The 19443-nt window shown below is 54.0% G+C and carries 11 protein-coding genes and 1 pseudogene; 7 read left to right on the forward strand and 5 right to left on the reverse strand.

Annotated features, from left to right (window positions below):
• Positions 1 to 95 precede the first annotated feature (95 nt).
• From NIG5292_RS08210 to NIG5292_RS08220, 3 genes are read left to right on the forward strand one after another with little or no spacing between them, the layout of a single operon-like run.
• Complete coding sequence (locus NIG5292_RS08210; RefSeq protein WP_048599049.1) at positions 96 to 770, forward strand: ImuA family protein; 675 nt, start codon at positions 96 to 98, stop codon at positions 768 to 770.
• Positions 676 to 2208, forward strand: coding sequence for a Y-family DNA polymerase (locus NIG5292_RS08215; RefSeq protein WP_048599050.1), 1533 nt, complete (start codon positions 676 to 678; stop codon positions 2206 to 2208). Before NIG5292_RS08210 ends, NIG5292_RS08215 begins: the two co-directional genes overlap by 95 nt.
• The gene (locus NIG5292_RS08220) at positions 2208 to 5525 is read left to right on the forward strand and encodes an error-prone DNA polymerase (RefSeq protein ID WP_048599051.1); all 3318 of its coding nucleotides are present in this window, start codon (positions 2208 to 2210) and stop codon (positions 5523 to 5525) included. Before NIG5292_RS08215 ends, NIG5292_RS08220 begins: the two co-directional genes overlap by 1 nt.
• Positions 5526 to 5573: 48 nt before the next feature.
• Here the strand turns inward: NIG5292_RS08220 and NIG5292_RS08225 are convergent, their stop codons facing one another.
• On the reverse strand, positions 5574 to 6941 hold the full coding sequence (locus NIG5292_RS08225; RefSeq protein ID WP_048599052.1) for an FAD-dependent oxidoreductase: 1368 nt from the start codon (positions 6939 to 6941) through the stop codon (positions 5574 to 5576).
• Positions 6942 to 7039: 98 nt separating this feature from the next.
• Positions 7040 to 7786 (reverse strand): annotated as a pseudogene (locus tag NIG5292_RS08230) (efflux RND transporter permease subunit); the annotation flags it as partial.
• 27 nt (positions 7787 to 7813) lie between these two features.
• Between NIG5292_RS08230 and NIG5292_RS08235 the strand changes: the two are divergent.
• The 4 genes from NIG5292_RS08235 to NIG5292_RS08250 all read left to right on the forward strand — a co-directional run bounded on the left by NIG5292_RS08235 (position 7814) and on the right by NIG5292_RS08250 (position 15408).
• Positions 7814 to 8257 (forward strand): putative pterin-binding protein, encoded by a 444-nt coding sequence (locus NIG5292_RS08235; protein ID WP_048599054.1) that lies wholly within the window; start codon positions 7814 to 7816, stop codon positions 8255 to 8257.
• A gap of 15 nt (positions 8258 to 8272) precedes the next feature.
• Positions 8273 to 10822 carry a hybrid sensor histidine kinase/response regulator gene (locus tag NIG5292_RS08240; protein ID WP_048599055.1) on the forward strand — a complete coding sequence of 850 codons (2550 nt, stop codon included), beginning with the start codon at positions 8273 to 8275 and terminating at the stop codon, positions 10820 to 10822.
• A gap of 123 nt (positions 10823 to 10945) precedes the next feature.
• Positions 10946 to 14692: a GEVED domain-containing protein gene (locus NIG5292_RS08245; RefSeq protein WP_048599056.1), complete on the forward strand. Its 3747-nt coding sequence runs from the start codon at positions 10946 to 10948 to the stop codon at positions 14690 to 14692.
• Positions 14693 to 14841: 149 nt separating this feature from the next.
• Complete coding sequence (locus NIG5292_RS08250) at positions 14842 to 15408, forward strand: hypothetical protein (RefSeq protein WP_048599057.1); 567 nt, start codon at positions 14842 to 14844, stop codon at positions 15406 to 15408.
• 114 nt (positions 15409 to 15522) lie between these two features.
• Here the strand turns inward: NIG5292_RS08250 and NIG5292_RS08255 are convergent, their stop codons facing one another.
• The 3 genes from NIG5292_RS08255 to NIG5292_RS08265 form a co-directional block, all read right to left on the reverse strand.
• Positions 15523 to 17712 (reverse strand): TRAP transporter permease, encoded by a 2190-nt coding sequence (locus tag NIG5292_RS08255; RefSeq protein WP_048599062.1) that lies wholly within the window; start codon positions 17710 to 17712, stop codon positions 15523 to 15525.
• Positions 17713 to 17799: 87 nt separating this feature from the next.
• Positions 17800 to 18774 carry a TAXI family TRAP transporter solute-binding subunit gene (locus NIG5292_RS08260; RefSeq protein WP_048599058.1) on the reverse strand — a complete coding sequence of 325 codons (975 nt, stop codon included), beginning with the start codon at positions 18772 to 18774 and terminating at the stop codon, positions 17800 to 17802.
• 61 nt (positions 18775 to 18835) lie between these two features.
• The coding region (locus NIG5292_RS08265; protein WP_048599063.1) for an IS3 family transposase at positions 18836 to 19443 on the reverse strand (608 nt) is incomplete at its 5' end.

The following is a 19443-nucleotide window of genomic DNA, read 5'->3' on the forward strand; positions in this document are numbered from 1 at the left end:
CTCAACCGGCCCAACTTTGCGCATCGGGGCATTTGACCCATGCCTTTCTGAAGTGTAGAACAAAGTAAGAACATTTGGGAATCAAAGTGCCGTGTATGGAGCCGATATTTCTTCAAAAGAAAAAGTTTTCTCACCCGCAGCAAGCCGGGCCAGTCCGTCATACTTTATCGGAAGTTTTCCCAGAAACGGCCACAGACGCCGCGGCGCTGGCGTATGTCCTTTCATGTTTGCCGCGCACCCATGCTCCTATCCTATGGGTGCAAGATCACCTGTCAGCACGCGAAACGGGACGGCCCTATCTTGCAGGTATTGGTGCGGGGCGAGCCATCATTACCATCAATCTATCCCGCCCCGTCGATGTGTTGTGGACCCTAGAAAACAGCTTGCGATGCCACACACTCGCAGCGGTCATCGGAGAGCTTTGGGGCGACCCAAACGCAGTAGATTTCACGGCTACAAAACGGCTCGCGCTCCGCTCAGAGGCATCAAATGTGCCGTGCTGGCTGATCCGCCATGCAGCAACCCCGAACCTGAGTGCTGCACGCGCGCGCTGGCGCATTGGCTCGGCCCCCTCTGCGCTTCATCCTCACGATCAACAGGCACCAGGTATGCCGCGCTGGTCTCTCGACTTGTTTCGCGCGCATCACGCACGGCCTGCCAAATGGACGGTCACTTATGACCGGACGACGGATTGTGTCGATCCACTTCCCCTACCTCGCAATAGAGAGGTGGGAGCGCGTGATGGAACGGCAAGGCAACTCACCGGCTGATGACATACCATTGACCCTAATCGTTGAGGGAACCCATGGCCCTGTGATTCATGCTACTAATCGCACCGCACGAACCATGGGCGTTCAAATCGGTGCACGCGTCGTCGACATGAGGGCAATTTGCCCTGAGTTACAAACAGAATACGCCGACCGAGAAGGGGACAAAGCTGCCCTAGAACGGCTTGTACTCTGGGCGCGGCGTTGGTGTCCGTGGACCGCGAGCGATGGCGCAGATGGGCTGATCTTGGATACAACGGGATCCGCACATCTTTTCGGCGACGAAGATGCGATGTTGATCGAAATGGAAACGCAGTTCTCACTACTTGGGTTAACATCACGTCTCGCAATTGCACCAACCCAAGGGGCCGCGTGGGCATTGGCGCGCTTTGGCACCGTGCGCAGCATATGTACAGAAGGTGAAATCGCACAAAGACTTAGCCCTTTGTCCGTAAGTGGTCTTCGGCTGAGTGCAGAAACAGTACTGCTTCTGCAACGTCTTGGGCTCAAAACAATCGGGGCACTTATGAATGTGCCTCGCCTCTCTTTGGCGCGCAGATTTGTCAAAGCAGCCCTAACCGCTAACCCACTAGTGCGCTTGGATCAGGCCTTGGGTAAGCTTGCAGAACCAGTAGCAAGCGTTGAAGCAAAACCGCGTTTTTCCGCACAAAGCCGGCTCCCAGAACCAATATTCGACCCCGCGCCCTATTTACCACAACTGTGCGACAATCTCTGTGACGCACTGCAGAACGCAGGAATGGGGTGTCGCTATCTAAATTTGACAGTTTACAGAACCGATGGCGATGTCAGCCACATAGATGTCGCCACCGCAGCCAGTACCCGTGATCCGGTCCATTTACACAGCCTGTTTCGAGACAAGCTTGAGCGCATAAACCCGGGGTTTGGCTTTGACCTGATCACACTTACAGCAGGTGGCGTTGAAGCGATCCAAATAGTGCAAACCCAATTAGGAGGTGAAGCACACAGTGATCTACAGCTGACACAACTTTTGGACCGGCTTACCGCCAAATTTGGTCCGCGATCAGTGTCGTATCCGGTGGTGTATGAAAGTCATGTCCCCGAGCGTGCTCAGCGACGTATAAGCAATTTCGGCGCTCCGCCGCCCCAAACTGCTGAATTGATAAAAGAACGCCCGATCAGGCTGTTGGATATACCCGAAGAAGTGCATGTCCTTTACGCTGTACCCGAAGGGCCCCCCGCACAATTTATATGGCGCAGAAAAAACCACCGCGTCACACGTTATGCTGGGCCTGAACGCATTGCTCCAGAGTGGTGGAAGGACCGACCCGGTACACGTTTGCGCGATTACTTCAAGATTGAGGATCAAACAGGGCGCCGCATCTGGCTCTATCGTGAGGGCCTGCATGAAGATGGGCGCGGCGGTGATCCGCGCTGGTTCATCCATGGGATGTTTGCCTAATGCCCCAAAATGATCATCAGCATGAGAAGCGCACAATTGAAGATGAAGAAGGCTTTATTAAAAACCCTCCCAGCCCTTTTGTAGAGCTTGGGATAAGCACCTGTTTTTCGTTTTTACGCGGCGCTTCGGATGCAGTTGATCTTGCGGTGACCGCTAATGCATTAGGTTATGACAAACTTGGCTGCGCAGACCTTAATACAATGGCTGGTGTTGTGCGGTTACATGCGGAGGCTCGCAAAGCTCAAGTCACGCCTGTCATCGGGTGCCGTTTACAATTGGTCACAGGCGAAACATTCCTCGCCTACCCACGCAATCGTGCCGCGTATGGCAGGCTGTGCGCGCTACTCTCCAAAGGCAAAATGCAAATGACAGACGGCGCATGGCAAGCCAAAGGCGCATGCGATATCACTTTGGACGATTTGGCCAGCCACAGCCAAGACGTACAACTGATCGTAATTCCAAACGAAAACATTGATCATTTCAGCGCCGGACTGCCTCGCTTGCAACGCGCCCTACCAAGTATGAAATATATCGCAGCCAGCTATCTTTACCGCGGTAATGACCGCGCGCGGATCAACCATCTTGATCAAATTGCCCGCGCCAACGGGTTATCTATTCTGGCCACCAACGATGTTCAGTACCACGCCCCCGAGCGACGTCCGCTGCAAGATGTCATGACCTGCATTTTACACAAGACAACCATTCATAGAGTGGGTTTTCTATTGCAGGCGAATGCAGAACGTCATTTGAAATCACCTGCGCAAATGGAAACGCTTTTTGCGCAGTGGCCTCATGCATTGCGAGCCACGCGTGAGGTTGCAGATGCGTGCCACTTCGATCTGCGGGAATTATCCTATGAATACCCAAAAGAAACTGTGCCACACGGACGTACAGCCCAAGAACACCTTGAGAAACAGACATGGGACGGCGCTCGCTGGCGCTACCCCGAAGGCGTTCCCACGACTGTTACTGCCACTCTACACAAAGAGTTGGCGCTCATCGCCAAGCTGGATATTGCGCAGTATTTCCTGACCATCCAAAATATTGTGAATTTCGCACGGTATAAATGCAAACCGCCCATCTTGTGCCAAGGGCGTGGGTCTGCCGCCAACTCTGCGGTATGTTACGTCCTTGGTATAACGGCAGTTGATCCGGCAACCAATGATATGCTGTTTGAACGGTTCATAAGCGAAGAGCGTAAAGAGCCCCCAGACATCGACGTAGATTTTGAGCACGAACGGCGCGAAGAAGTCATTCAGCATATCTATGACACCTATGGCCGCAATCGCGCAGCCCTGTGTGCTACTGTAATTCACTACCGCCCCCGCATAGCCGTGCGCGAAGTGGGGAAGATCATGGGACTGTCCGAAGACATCACATCCGCGCTTTCCAAAACAATTTGGGGATCATGGGGGCGTGAAGTGGGTGCCCGTGAAGCAAAACAAGCCGGGCTTGATTTAAGTGATCCTTTGCTCGCACGTACAATTAAAATTGCAGATCAAATGATTGGAATGCCCCGCCACCTCGGCCAGCACGTGGGCGGCTTCATTCTAACCGAAAGCCCGCTAAGCCACACAGTGCCCATCGGAAATGGTGCAATGCCAGACCGAAGTTTTATTGAGTGGGACAAAGACGACATAGAGGAGTTACGCATCCTTAAGGTAGATGTGCTAGCGCTTGGAATGCTGACCTGCATTCGAAAGGCCTTTGATCTGATCAAAGTATATCATGGGCGCGAAGTTACCCTTGCTACAGTCAAACAAGACGACGAAGCAGTCTATGATATGCTGTGCAAAGGCGACAGCCTTGGAGTATTTCAGGTTGAAAGCAGGGCGCAAATGAACATGCTGCCGAGGCTCAAGCCGCGCGAGTTTTACGACCTAGTCATTCAAGTTGCGATTGTCCGACCTGGCCCAATCCAAGGCGACATGGTGCATCCATATTTACGCAGGCGTAGCGGCAAAGAGCCCGAGGAATACCCGTCCCCTGCCGCGCCCCATGACCCAGATGAACTGAAAAAAGTTCTGCATCGAACTAAAGGCGTGCCGATCTTTCAGGAGCAAGCTATGAAAGTGGCCATGGTGGCAGCTGAATTCTCGCCAGATGAGGCAAATCAGCTACGCAAGGCAATGGCTACGTTTAGATCACGCGGCACGATTGGTGCACTAGAAGAAAAAATGGTCGGACGCATGATCAGGCGCGGTTATGATCCAGACTTTGCAAACCGCTGTTTTCATCAGATCAAAGGGTTCGGCGATTACGGATTTCCAGAAAGTCACGCCGCAAGCTTTGCTCATCTTGTTTATGTTTCGAGTTGGATCAAATGTCATTATCCAGACGTTTTTTGCACCGCTCTACTAAACTCACAACCTATGGGCTTTTATGCACCCGCTCAGATTGTCCGAGACGCCCGCGAGCATGGCGTTACGGTCCACCCGCCCGATGTAAATTACAGCGATTGGGACAATACTCTAGAGCCCCTAAGCATAGGGAAAAGCAAAAGCACTTTTGCCGTGCGCCTTGGCCTACGCCAAATTGACGGAATGCGGCAGGACATGGCCCACCGAATTATGCAGGCACGCCATATGCCTTTCACAGATTTGCTTGATATCAAAAAACGCGCCCACCTTGATGCAGGGACAATCCGTAAATTAGCGGCAGCGGATGCTCTGCGCTCAATGCAACTAGATAGGCGGCAAGCTCTCTGGGACGCTCGCGCCCTTCAAGACGCACCCGATTTACCACTATTTCAAGACAAGCCAGACGAAGGTGGTGAAGTACAGTTTACTCTACCTCAAATGCCCCTTTGCGAGCATGTCGTTGCAGATTACCAGACCACCCGATTGTCCCTGAAGGCGCACCCAATGGCCTTCTTACGCAAAAGCATGACCAAGCAAGGGTACACAACGACCAAATCACTTGACCACATGCGAAACGGCCAACGAGTAAAGCTGGCTGGCATTGTTCTGATCCGTCAACGCCCGGGTAGTGCAAAAGGAGTGTGCTTCATAACCGTAGAAGACGAACTTGGGGTCGCTAATTTAGTGATTTGGCCAAAGATGATGGAGGCATTCCGCAAAGTAATCATGAACGCGCGCGTGATTGATGTGACTGGTATCGTGCAACGCGCAGATGGCGTAATCCACTTGGTCGCCCACCACTTAGAAGATCGAAGCGATGCACTAGACCGCTTGTCTGATGACACAATCGTTACGACACTTGCCCACGCTGACGAGATCAAAAAAGCGCTACCTAGCCCGCCACATGGTCATCCACGTGACGCGTGTGTCATCCCCAAATCACGCGATTTTCACTAACGGCCATTTACAGCTTTCCAGCCATCGAAACCAACCAAGCACACCAGATCAATGGATGCGCACCCCTTGCCCTTCAATCACCTTCTGGATGGCTTGGATATCAACATCCTCAAAAGCAACTTTGTTCTTCACAGACCACGCAGCCGCAACACCCGCCCCCTGGCCCTGCACCGCGCAGCACGCCATGTTTCGGGTCGCCGCGTGGGAAATACGATCTCCGCCTGTGGCCCGTCCTGCCAAAATCAGGTTCTTCACGCCCTTTGGCAGCATCGAACGATAGGGGATATGCATGTACCGCCCCGTCGTCGGCAAAATCAAAATGCCATAACCATCGATGAACTCTGGATAGATGCCGATACTGTCCTCAAATCTAGCCTCTCCGCGCACATCTTGTTCGGTCATATTATACACCGCATCAATTTTGCGCGTGTCGCGGATGCCGATCGACATTCCAAAGTTCCGCAGCCGCACGCCATCACAGCCGGGCGTATACAGGCGAAGCGCGTCAATCGCGTGCATCGCCTGTTTGCGGCCTTCGATTTCGAACTGTGTCATGCTGTCGGGGTCCGTGCCATCGCAGCCCGCCAGATGAATAAGGTTCATGTAGGTCATCTCACCACTGTCGTGCACCGCGCCCCACGTGCCACCAATTGTGTTCAAATGCGCAGGGATCACACCGTCGCGGATCGCCTGCTCAAACGGCTTGCCCAGAAACGGGGAAAACATCGTGTCTTCTTTGCCGTCCGTTTCAACTTCCCACTCGCCCGAGGACCAGTCTTTATAGGTCTGCGGATTACTGCGGACGCCCTCCATAAACTTGGTCTTATCCACACCAGCCAAATGGAACATGACGCTGGCGGCCTGCATCTCTTCGACGGGTGTTTTTACCGTTGCGCAGCCAGCTCGGGCCGCAACATCAGCGTCGCCTGTGGCATCAATAATGCGCTTGGCCAATATCGCTTCACGCCCCGCTTTCGATTCCACAATCACCCCTGAAACAGCGCCATCGGTTATGATGGGCGCTACAAACTGCCGGTGCAGCATCGGGTGAATACCTGCCTCCTCGACAAGGCGATCAGCGACAAGCTTAAACCCCTCGCTGTCTAACTCATAGCTGAGCGATTGGCTTTCAGGCACAGCAGCACCCATTGATTTGGCGCGCTCTTCAAACTCGCGACCGATACCGTTCGCTTCTACGGTTTGCTCGTGGCGGTACCAAGCAAACCCTTCGACGCCGACGACAGTAATGTTGCCGCCAAAACAGCCAAAGCGCTCCAACAAGGTCACTTCTACACCGCATCTTGCAGCCGCAAGCGCCGCGGCCAAACCAGCGGGGCCAGAGCCCACAACAAGCACGTCCGTTTTGTGAACCACAGGGGTTTCACGCGCCGGTTCCAAAATTGAGGTCAAAGACATCACGCCTCCCGCATCGGCCGTAAGTTTCGTTCATCGGCTACGGTACCGCAGGCACGCGCAGGCGCAATAAATTTTTACCCCTACATATGATCAGCACACTATCCTTGCCGCCGTTTCTCACCAAGCATCAGCATTGCAGGTGTCACCACGAGGGTGAGCACAGTTGCAACGACCAACCCGCCCGCAATCGCCGATGACAGCTCGGTCCACCACTGCGTCGATGGTGCGCCATACACGATCTCTCGGGTGAAGAAATTCAGGTTCAGCCCGATCACCATTGGCATCAACCCCAAGGCAGTCGTCACCGAGGTCAAAATAACCGGCCTTAAACGCTGTGCGCCCGTCCGCAATGCCGCCTCCAAAGGCGATTGGCCCAGCTTTTTGAGGTCATTATATGTGTCGATCAAAACAATATTGTTATTCACGACGATCCCCGCCAACGCGATCACGCCGATACCGCCCATCACAACGCCAAACGGGCGCCCCGTGATAATCAGTCCAAGCAGCACCCCGGCAATTGAGAAAATAATTGCCGACATAACAACAAAGGCTTGGAAGAAGTTGTTGAACTGCAGCACCAGAATGACAAACATCAAGAAGATTGCAGCAGCGAACGCAGACGCAAGAAAGATCATGCTTTCCTGTTGGTCTTCTGCCTCACCAGCAAAGCTGAACTCAACACCGTCGGGCAATTCTGCCTCTGCCAATGCGGTCGTCAGGGCAATCACTTGATCATTCACCAAAAAGCCGGGCGCCACATTTGCCTCAATGCTTGTCACCCGCTTTTCATCGATACGGCGGATGACGCCCGTGCGATCAGACGGCGCAAAAGTGACAAAATTTGCATACTTACCTTTTGCCTTAGCCTGCTGATGCTCATCAGCGCCGCTCCGGCAGTGGTACAAGCCGAAACAACAGGCGTGGTCTTGTCGATCGAAAAAGGCGAGCGTGAGTACCGCTTAACCCTTCAAGACATCAAAGCCTTTACACCGGTCACATTTGAAACTGAGACCATCTGGACACATGGGGTCCAGAGTTTTGAAGGTGTACGCCTTAAGGATTTGCTCGATAGCATCAACATTTCAAGCGGTCAGTTACGCGCCATTGCCGTGAACGATTATGCGGTCGATATCCCTGTGGCCGATGCTGTTTCTGACGGGCCAATCATTGCATACAAGCAAAACGGGGCGGAAATGAGCAGGCGGCGCAAAGGCCCGCTGTGGATTGTGTACCCCTATGACGACAAGAAAAGCTATCAGACCGAAACTGTCTACTCGCGCTCGATCTGGCAGCTTGATCGCTTGATTACCCAATAAAGAACGGCACCCCGCATGAGCTCACTCCCGCTATCCGTCGCTACCAAATTGTTCCGTTGGGCGTTTGGCACCATTTCGATTGCCATCATTGTTGGGTGTATCGCGATCAGCTACCTGTCGTATTCTGTGTGGACCTACGTCGATAATCTTGGTGTCGCGAAACAAGGCCAGCAAGAATACATGGCTGCACAGCTCGAAATTGAATACCTCAAACTACAAGACGCCGTTGATGACGCGCTCGCGGGTGGCCCCGAAGATATTGAGGATGTTCGCAAGCGTTTTGATATCTTCTACAGCCGCACTTTGCCCCTGCGGTTTGGTTCGCAGGCCGGTCAGTTCAACGCTGATCTGCTGAAGCTGCAAGCAGTTTTAGATGCGCAGGTTCCACTGATTGATGGCACTGACGCACAACTCTTTGGGCAATTGGACCAGTTGGCAGAAACACTGGAAACCGTGCGTCCACTGCCCCGCAAGATCGGGCTTGATTTCGTCAGCCATGAAGCCAAAGCCGGACAGCGCGAGCGTGAGAAAATTATCAACCTTATCGAGATTTTGATCATCTCGGTCAGCTCAATGATCATCGTCTTTATCGCAATGATCGTGGGGCTTTTGCGACAAGCCAAAACCCTCAACACCACAACCCAACTGGCCGAGGAAAGGGATCAGCGTCTTTCGGCAACCCTGCGCGGCTCGCTTGATGGGGTAGTTGTCACCGATGAAAACGCAATCATCATCGACTTCAGCCAATCTGCCGAAGACGTGTTTGGCTTTACCCGTGACCAAGCAATCGGCCAAAGCTTCTTTGACCTGTTGCTGCCCGCCGAAGAAAGCAAAATGTTTTATGCCGCCATGGCAAACTACCGGCAGACCGGCAAAACGACCTTTGCCGAAAAAGGCCGCCAAGAGCTCAACATGATGCACCAAGATGGTCACGCCTTTCCTGCGGAAATGACCGCCTCCATCGCCCATGCGGGATCTCATGCGTTTTTCATCTGCTATGTGCGCAATATCACCGATCAAAAGGCACAAAAGGCCGAACTAATCAGCAGCCGTGATGATGCACTTAGCGCAAACCGTGAACGCTCTCGGTTCTTTGCGATGATGAGCCATGAAATGCGCACACCCCTGAACGGTGTGCTGTCTGCGCTGCAAATGCTGGAAGGCAGTGAGCTGAACTGCAAACAACGGTCTTACGTTGGGGCGGCACTGACATCGGGCGATATTTTGATGGGGCATATTAACGATGTTCTGGCTGTTGAAAGCGCCGAAAAGCGCAAGAACCCAGAGCCAACACCTTGCGATATTGCAGCACTGACCAACAGCCTGGTCGCCACGCTGCAACCCCTCGCCCGCGACAATCAAACAGCGATTGAGTTGGTTCAGCCAGAGGCCGGCCAGCAGTTCTTTTTGACGGATCAACGAGCCATCCAGCAGATCATCGTCAATCTGTTGAGCAACGCGATCAAGTTTACGCCAAGCGGTTCTGTGAAGCTTGAGACATCCTATTCCAAGGAAAACGGCACGCTTATATTCGATGTAACGGACACTGGAATTGGCATCGCAGAAGATGACGTAAAGCGCATTTTTGATGACTTCGTTTCTCTGGACAGCAGCTATGAGCGCCGCACAAATGGCACCGGATTGGGCCTTGGGATTGTACAACGTTTCGTCACCAATTTGGGCGGTGAAATTACCTGTAAATCCACCCTTGGCGTAGGCACCCACTTCCAAGTGATCCTCCCGATGCAGGAAGCCGCCCCCGCCACAACAAACAACGCGCAACAGACAACCTCATATGAGAGCAGCAAAAACCGCCAAAGCCTGTTGGTGGTCGACGATAATGAGATTAACCGCGATCTGCTTGGCGCGATGCTGGAACGGCTTGGCCATAAAGTGTGCTACGCGACAGGCGGGCAGCAGGCGGTGAACATCTCGCTAGAGCACCGCTTTGATGCGATCTTGATGGACATTTCCATGCCGGGTGTGAGCGGCACCCAAGCCACCCAGCGGATACGCGCGTCACGCGGGCCAAATCAAAACACGCATATTATCGCCGTTACCGCGCATGCCCTACCACAAGAGCGGACCGCCTTTACTGATGCTGGCATGACAGGATTTTTGGCGAAACCTATCAACCTGAAAGAGCTGGACGCCTGTCTGCTTGGCGCGAGAAAAGACCAACACAGCGCATCCGAAAGCCTGCCACACACATCCGATAGCCTTGTAGATGTTGCCCAAGTCAACGAGTTGATCGCGATGCTGGGGCACGACACGTTCATGGACAGGCTTGACCTTTTGAAGACCCAATTCAAAACACAAATTGATGAAATTCAAGCGACGCAAGATTTGGCGGGCATCGAGACCTACGCGCATTCTATGGCCGGATCCTGCGGTATGCTGGGGGCAAAGCACCTACACAGCGTTCTGCAAGACATCGAAACAGCTTGCAAAACAGGGAACGCACAAGACGCGCTAGGCTTGGTAAAGCAACTCGAAAGCATCGCAGCCGACACATTTGATGCGTGGAACAACACGCTGGGGCAGTCCCCGAAAGTTGCTACATAGAACCCACTATCCGAATGGGTAGCCCGCCATTCTTACGCATTGCGTGATGCCCAGTATGCGTCACGTTGCGGGCCACTGGGCGTCATATCTTGTTTTTGAAACACCGTGCTTCAAGGCAAGAATATGACCAACATCACAATCCACATAGCAGCCGTCACCCTCGCGATTGGGCTTTGGCTATTGGCCCCACCGGTTGTCGCCCAAACCAGCGGAAGTGACGGATGTGATGAACTTTGCATCTCAGCCAGCTCATCAATGTTGAACGACGTAACATCAGGTCTGCAGTTCACCGATCAAATGCTCTCCAGTCTTATTGGGGTGAACCTTGGCCTTGATGATGTGCGCCTTGATCTTGTTGGCTCGCAGGTTCCGATCAACGACTTCGTTGCAGAACTGGAAAACGTGACGGGCACAAATTCGGCAGATGAAGCACTTAATTCAGAGGCAACCCTATCCGAAATTTTTACTGCTGCCGCAAACGCGGCTGAAACCAACGGGGACCCTGCAGCGGGCACAGCCCTTCGGGCACTTGCGAGCAATGCAAGCGGCCTATCAGATGGTGTCTTGCTAAGTGATTTTCTGGTGCTCGACACGACTGACGATGAATTATCAGACGCGAACATTTCGACTTTGGATTTGATCAGCGGAAGCGCACAACTTTACAATGCCGAATATGGTGTAACCACGCCCACGCCAATTGTAGCAAACATTGTCAGCCTTGGTGAGGTTAGAACTTACGTACAGGTTACCGAACCTCCACAACTTGTATGCGGCCCCGAAGGCACAACTTTTCGTTCCGCTGCTATCCGCACAAAGATCGATGTCACCTTAGAAAACGCGCCCCAGTCCATCGATGTTGGGCTAGCGGCTCTTGAAATAGAGCCGCCTGAAGTGTCATTTTACATCGAGGTGGGCGAGGCTGATGGCACCGTCACTGATGTGGATGCGGCCAACCAAACTGCGCAGGTCACAATGACACCGGGGGTTGTAAACGCATACCTCGGCGAGATTGATGACAGTGTGTACTTCAATCGCGACCGCGTCATCACCGCGTCAGATATTGGCCCGTCAACAATCGCCGGAGCCGAAGTTACGTTGGCAGGCCTTCCGCCTTTGGTGCCCGAAACAATAATTCCCACATCAATCTCTGCCTCATCTAACGGTGAAACGGTGTCTTTCGGCTCCGGCACACTAGACTTCACAGGGCCCTACCCGCAGACCGAAGAACTGGACGTGCCTGTGGACGCAACAGAGCGGGTGGTCAATGCAATTACAAACAACCTGCAAGTTGATCTTGAGCTACCCGGCGGTGGCTCACTTGATGCGGTTGAGGTCCTACTAGAGACCGCTCTTTCAACAACGATCAGTGAAGTTGTGGATGACAGTCTAACGGCTGCACTTGGCCAAGCCGTTGACCCGATCCTTGCAGGCTTGGGTATTACGATTGGCGGCGGAGAAGCCACTGCGTTTGGGTTGTCCGATACCTGTGATGATTTTGGCGACTGCCCCATCTCGGGTACCGCGCCGGACGGCACCAACATCAACGCATATGGCACACCATCGCACGGATTATCGCCAGCGTTGTTTATGGGGCAAATTCCAGCTGATGGTGAGCAACAGCACATCAGCAGCCCTTCGGCTTTGGGTGACGACCAAGACGGAAACGATGATGAAGATGGGGTCAGCATTCCAGTGCTGACAAAAGGCCAGACCGCCACGATTTCCGTAAACGTGACAGAACCGACAACGGGCAACGGCTATTTGATGGCGTGGCTTGATTGGGACGGAAACGGACAGTTCGACGCCGATGAAGTTATCTCTGATGATCTGCAAGACACCGATGGCGATGGCGACATCAGCTTGTCAGTATCGGTTCCAGCAGACAGCAGCTTACAAACCACGTTCGCGCGCTTTCGCTACTCAAGCACCCAACAACTTGGCACCAATGCAAATGCAACAGACGGTGAGGTAGAGGACTACGAAATCGTATTTGTCACACCCCAAGGGTCCATTTCAGGCAAATTGTTCGAAGATGGAAACGGCGATGATATCTTTACCACCGGTGAGACGCTGTTGCCTGCGGGTATTCTGATCACACTCTTTGATGACAAAGGCACACCGCAGGACGAGACCGATGATATTGAGTTAGGCACAACTGAAACGGACGCCAACGGCGCCTACAGCTTTGCAGCACTTAGCACACTCACAACGTACCTCATCAAAGTGGACCCGTCTGACCCAGAGATACCCGCAGACCTTTCGCCTTCAACAGACAATCCATTGCGCGCCGTATCCGTCAGCATTGATACGGATACGAGTGAGCAGAATTTCGGCTTTTCGGTTCAACCCCCTTCGGCAGACCTGTCTATCACGAAACGCGCCCTGTCCGCATCAACCAGCGCAGTCATTACCGAGGCGACCGCGGGAACAGAAATTGATTTCGAACTGGTCGTGTCAAACGCAGGACCAGATACCGCAACCGGTGTGCAAGTGCTTGAGCTTCTGCCTTCTGGCTACACCTATCAATCGCACGCCTTGGCCGATGGCACGCAAAGCTTTGCTGCCGACACAGGGCTCTGGCAAGTCGGCGAACTGGCTGCGGGCACAAGTCAAACGTTAACCATTCGCGCCACAATGAACGCAACGGGAGAACATACAAATATCGCCGAGATCATCAATTCTGACCTGCCCGATCCAGACAGTGATCCAAGCACAGGTCCCACAGTTGATGATTTGTCCGACAACATTGCCGATGACGACGAGGCAAGCGCAACTGTGTCTTATGTCGGCACAGGTGCAGTGATTTCCGGAACCCTGTTCATTGATAACGGGTCAAACGCGACGGCCTTTGATGGGCAACAAAGTGGCGGTGAATTGGGCGGACAGATTGGGCAAGTAAGCATATTTGACGCATCAGGAGCATTGATCGACACGCCTGAAGTGGACGCGGATGGGAATTGGTCACTAACTTTACCGGATGGCTACACAGAGATGATTGGGATCAGCAGCACCGCAGAGACTGGCTTTTTGATCGTGTCGAACAACACGAACGGCCTGCCGGAGCTGAATGACCAAAACACACGTGACGGCATTTATAGCTTTCGACCTGCTGCTGGTACATCCTATCTAAACCTCGACATCGGGTTCATTCGTAGCGCAACACTGGCCAGTGATCAGCAAGCAGCGATGTGGCCTGGCCAAGTGATAAACCTCTCCCACCGTTACACCGCCGATGCGTCAGGCACCGTAGTATTTGATGTGGATATCTCACCCAACAGTCCGGTCAGCGTGGCACTATTCAGCGATGCAAATTGCGATGGCACACCAGAAGAACCAATCACCGCATCACAACCGATTAACCCAGATACCGAAATTTGCTTAGTCGCCCGCGTCACCAGCGGATCCGGCGCTCCAAATGGGGCAAGCGCACCCTTTCAGGTCTCAGCCGTAACAACCTACGGCAACACAGGCGTTACACAAAGTGCTTCAAACACCGATCGCATCACAATCGAAACGCAACAAAGCACACTGCGGCTTACAAAAACGGTCCGCAACGTGACAGCCAACACCGCTGTATCAACCCAAAACAGTGCCGCCAGCGGTGATGTGCTTGAGTATAAGATTACCGTTGAGAACATCGGGACTTTGTCTGCGTCCGATATCGCGATATTTGACCGCACTCCCCCCTACACATCGTTAAGCGAGGCGATTGAAAGCCCCGTGTCGTTAGGCCTCGATGTGACGTGTAGCATCGCAACGTCTGGCGCAAACACAGCAGGTTATTCTGGTGACTTGGAATGGCAATGCAGCGGAAGTTTTGCACCGGGAGCCAAGGCAGGTTTAGCGTTTCGCGTGCGTGTGGCCCCGTAACGCTGTGCGCCTGTTGGTTTGCAGTTGGGTGCAAGAGCCAAGATAGCCACTGCCTTTCGAAGGCTCTGCCCAGTCAACGTTTATCCACTCTCGATCAGTTTCAGAGCTTCACCCCAAGCATTTCCCACGGCCTTCAGGCTTTGCGTGTTATGTTGGAAGCCATCAGCAATGGCATGTTCCATGCATCAATGAAGGGAAAGATGGACACATTGGAGGCGCGCAAAGCAGAGCTAGACACTATGCTTGCGCAAGCCGCCGCAGAAGAGCCCATTATTCTCCATCCCGCCCTTGCGAACGTTTACCGTGGCAAGATCAAAACTTTGGCTAGCAGCGTTGACGATGAGGCTACGAAGGTCGAAGCCATCGAGCTTCTTCGCAGTTTGGTTGCCGAGGTGCGCCTACACCCTGACGACGATGCCCCAGATGGCCATGTGATTCAGTTATATAGAGAATTGGCCGCGATCTTGGAGTTATCGGGACCTACAAACGACGAACCCCGCCGTATTACGGGCGGGGTGTCGGTTATCGTTGGTTGCGGGAGCTCGATTTGGACACTGTTTTCGCAACCTACACCAAACACGCATCTATCAGTAGGTGGGGCGGAAAGCGGTCGTTCGCCGCTACGCGGCGAGTGGGCTGTTGCTATGGCCTGCCTGCCGAATGTGGCGGTACCGGCAGCTCAATCATGCGGCGATGGAGACGTTGATGCAAGCTAGGCCGCGGCGGTTTCGTCGCCCAGAATTGCCCCCCTAAGGTTGCCAGAGCCATGGCCGTTCACAAATAGAGGCAGCCGCAGTTGCCCTGCTGGCTGCCTCCGTAGTCTTTCTTTATCACGTCGTCGCGTTTGAGGCCGCACCACGCTTTTGGTAGACAACCAGCAGGATTGCGAGGCCCAGGCCGATAGCGTCTGTCATCCATCCACCTGCGATCATGAACAGCCCTGCGACCAGCACAAGGGCGCGGACAGCGGCACTGGCGTGCCCCACAAGCCACCCCTGCACGGCGCACGAGAGCAGATAGACACCAATCACAGCCGTAATAGCGATGTGGATGATTTCAATCCAGCTGCCCTGCAGCAGCATCGCCGGAGAATAGAAGAACATGTAGGGCACTACGAAGGCCGCAAGACCGATCTTGAAGCTTTCAACACTGGTTTTGACAGGGTCTGACCCAGCCAGCGCGGATCCCGCATAGGCCGCCAAAGCCACAGGAGGCGTGATGGCTGACATGACTGCAAAGTAGAAGATGAACAGGTGCGCGATCAGCGGTTCGACGCCAAGGTTTACCACACCAGGTGCGATGACACTGGCCGCAACAGCGTAGGCGGCTGTCGTTGGCATCCCCATCCCCAACACGATGGACACCACCATCGCAAAGAACAGCGCCAGAAGCTGGCTTTGATCCGCAAGCGTCAACAAGACTGTCGAGAACCGCGACCCGATCCCTGTCAGGGCGATGACCCCGACGATGATGCCGGCCGTTGCACAAACCGCGACCAGTTGCAGAACCATCCGCGCGCCATTGTCCAGCGCGTGGAAAAGCTGCTTTGGCCCCATTTTATGCGGTGTCAGCCACGACACAACCGCCGCTGTCATCATCGCGAGTGTGCCGCAGCGAATGACGGAATAGCCCGCAAAGAGTGCAGAAATCAGAACGATGATCGGCGTCAGCAGATAGATTTGACGCACCAGCACGCCGAACTTTGGCAGTTGGTCCCGCGGCAGGCCTTTCAGGTTCGCCTTTTGCGCGGCCAGATCGATCATGAAGTAAACCGAGATGAAATACAGCGCGGCGGGGATGATCGCAGCGGAAACAATCGCCATGTACGAAATACCGGTGATTTCAGCCATGATGAACGCACCTGCGCCCATGATCGGCGGCATGATTTGCCCACCAGTCGAGGCCGCAGCCTCGACCGACGCTGCGGTCTGGGGCTTGTAGCCGACCCTTTTCATCATTGGGATCGTCAGCGACCCTGTGGCCACCACGTTGCCCGCGGATGTGCCGTTGATCATGCCCATCAGGCCGGATGCAAAGATTGCCACTTTGGCAGGGCCGCCGCGTTTGTGACCGGCGGCTGCAAAGGCGAGGTTGACGAAGTATTCACCAACACGGGTGGTTTGCAGGAAGGCCGCAAAGATCACGAACAGGATGATATAGGTCGACGAAATCGCAATCGGCGCGCCGAGGATCCCGTTGTCGGTGTAGATATAGGAAAAGAAGCGTTTGGCGTCGTAGCCACGGTGCTCAAAGATACCGGGCAACCAAGGGCCAAGGAAGGCATAGGCCACGAAGACACCGGCAATGATGACCAAGGCCATACCGGCCAAACGTCGTGTCAGCTCGATAATCAATATTACGCCGGTTACAGCCGCCCACATATCGCCAGGCAGTGCCATAGGCATACCGGCGCGTAGCTGAAGTTGACGGGCAAAGAAGATCAGGTAGGCGGTGGCGACAACGGCGGCCACGGCCAGAAGGATGTCCGCAAGGGCGAACTGGCGCCGATCCCGCTGCGGGAAAAACCATCCATGCAATACCGCCAGAACAGAACCCAACACCAACGGGATGCCAAACGTCGACATCGCCCAAGCTGGCGGAAGGGCGTTGCCCATGACACGGCCATTGATCCAGATCGCTCCCACTGCAACAGCGGCATACAGAATACCTGCTGCAGACAGGGCCAAAAGGCCAAGCGACAGCGGGTTGCGCGTATTTTGCGCAGTGGACCCTGACAGCGCCGTCGCACCGAACAACAGAAACCCAAGAAACAGGCCACCACCGACATGGCTCAGGCGGTAGGCCCAAGTCTCAAGCGGGTAGACGTTCATAACGAGGAGGTGAAAGACCGAATAGGCAACGCACAGAACCGCGACGACCATGTTACGTTTTCCTTGAAGATCCCTTTGATTGCTGGTCAAAGCCTCTTCATCAACATTCGCCTTGGCAGTCTCCTGCTCGATGACAGAAAGCGTGGGGTCAACGCGGGTCCGGATGGCGGTGTCTTGGGGTTTTTTCATTTTATGACTGCCCGAGAAAGGGGTTGAAAGAAAAACGCGGGCGGGAACAAGTTCAACCGCCCGCGTCAAAATCAGATCGTAATCCGCTTATTTCAGTTCGTCAGAGATCTCATAGCCGTTCTCTTCGAACCAGCGCACAGCACCGGGGTGGAAGGGAACAACCGCGTTCTTCACGACGTTTTCTGCCAGGGTCTCACGGGCGGCGGCGTGGTTTTGAACCATACGGTCGTGGTTTTCCATGGCCAGTGCTGTGATCTCATAGGCCAGGCTTTCAGGCATGTCCTGATGGGCGATGGCGAAGTTCCACAGGGATACAGTCTGGAGGTCCTCTGGCTGATCCTCATAGGTGTCCGCCGGAATTGTGAACGGCGCCATAGCAGGCACGATTTCCATCATCTGGTCCAGCGTTTCCTCATCCATAGAGATGAAGCGCACGTCGTTCTCGACAGCCAGCTGCGCATAGGCACCTGTTGGAAGGCCAGCCGCGTAAACGAAGGCATCGATCAGGCCGTCTTTCAGCTGACCAGCTGTATCCGAACCACCTGCGTTGGAAATGTTCACGCCGTCGTAGCCTTCGGCGTTTTCAAAGAAGCGTGTCCAGTAGGTTGCAGATGTGCCGCCAGCCGGGCCAACACCAACGCGCTGCCCAGCCATGTCCTGAAAGCTCATGATGTCAGAGCTGGCAAGGACGGCCGCCTGCAGCGGTGTCTGGTACATCGGGAATAGTGCACGCACATTTTCATGTGGCACGCCTGGCATCAGCGGGCTTTCGCCACGGCGGGCTTCGTCAGCGGGCCCGAGGGTTACGAAACCCATTTGATGCTCGCCTGTCTCAACCAGCGTGACGTTCTGAACAGGGCCACCGGTGATTTCAACGCCGGCGTTCAGATCAAGCGCTTCGCTGATCATGGCGCCGAAACCGCTGCCATAAGTAAAGTATGTGCCGCCCTGGCTACCGGTGCCGATTGTCAGGCTGTTTGGCCATCCGTCACGATCCTGAGCGGATACGGGCAGCGCGATGGCAGCACACAGGGCAGCTGCGGTGAAAGTTGCGAATTTCATGGATTTTCCTCCTCCAAGGTATGTCCTCCAATGCGCCTCCGGAAACGGAAGGCATCTGTGTCTAGCCCCCAATTTCAGTGCCACTAATTTTGGATTTCTCTAATAAGGTTTCTGGCATGGGAGGTCGCATTCCGAGTGCATGATGGGGCCTGATGTGATTGTATTCTTTGAGCCAAATATTGATTGCGACCTGAGCCTGTTTGATGCTGTGGAACCATTCAGCGTTTAAGACTTCTTGGCGAAGAATACCGTTGAACCGTTCATTGTAACCGTTTTCCCAAGGACTGCCTGGGTAGATTTGGATTGGTTTGACGCCAACCTTTCTGAGCCATTTTTGAAGGTGTTCAGCTACGAACTCCCCGCCATTGTCAGATCGAATGCATTCAGGCTTTCCGTATTTCATCAGCAAACGATGTATGACACGCAAAACATCATCTGAGTTCATCTTGTCTTGCACCTCAACGCAAAGAGCTTGGCGGGTAAACTCATCTAAGACGGTCAGCATCTTGTAGCTGCGCCCGTTACTCAGCTTGTCGTGAACAAAATCAATTGCCCAAACATGATTGGGATGCATTGGGCGCAAACGGATGACCGAACTGTCTTTGTGATACAGCCGCCTTCGTTTCTTATGCCGCTCTGGCAGCTTCAGCCCTTCTTCGCGCCATAAAC

The sequence above is a fragment of the Nereida ignava genome (assembly GCF_001049735.1).
GTDB classification, from domain to species: domain Bacteria; phylum Pseudomonadota; class Alphaproteobacteria; order Rhodobacterales; family Rhodobacteraceae; genus Nereida; species Nereida ignava.

What these genes read in the sequence shown, in the direction of transcription:
- NIG5292_RS08210 (WP_048599049.1), top strand. Translation starts at nt 96, where the DNA reads ATGGAGCCGATATTTCTTCAAAAGAAAAAGTTTTCTCACCCGCAGCAA.
- NIG5292_RS08215 (WP_048599050.1), top strand. Translation starts at nt 676, where the DNA reads ATGACCGGACGACGGATTGTGTCGATCCACTTCCCCTACCTCGCAATA.
- NIG5292_RS08220 (WP_048599051.1), top strand. Translation starts at nt 2,208, where the DNA reads ATGCCCCAAAATGATCATCAGCATGAGAAGCGCACAATTGAAGATGAA.
- NIG5292_RS08225 (WP_048599052.1), bottom strand. Translation starts at nt 6,941, where the DNA reads ATGTCTTTGACCTCAATTTTGGAACCGGCGCGTGAAACCCCTGTGGTT.
- NIG5292_RS08235 (WP_048599054.1), top strand. Translation starts at nt 7,814, where the DNA reads ATGCTCATCAGCGCCGCTCCGGCAGTGGTACAAGCCGAAACAACAGGC.
- NIG5292_RS08240 (WP_048599055.1), top strand. Translation starts at nt 8,273, where the DNA reads ATGAGCTCACTCCCGCTATCCGTCGCTACCAAATTGTTCCGTTGGGCG.
- NIG5292_RS08245 (WP_048599056.1), top strand. Translation starts at nt 10,946, where the DNA reads ATGACCAACATCACAATCCACATAGCAGCCGTCACCCTCGCGATTGGG.
- NIG5292_RS08250 (WP_048599057.1), top strand. Translation starts at nt 14,842, where the DNA reads ATGTTGGAAGCCATCAGCAATGGCATGTTCCATGCATCAATGAAGGGA.
- NIG5292_RS08255 (WP_048599062.1), bottom strand. Translation starts at nt 17,712, where the DNA reads ATGAAAAAACCCCAAGACACCGCCATCCGGACCCGCGTTGACCCCACG.
- NIG5292_RS08260 (WP_048599058.1), bottom strand. Translation starts at nt 18,774, where the DNA reads ATGAAATTCGCAACTTTCACCGCAGCTGCCCTGTGTGCTGCCATCGCG.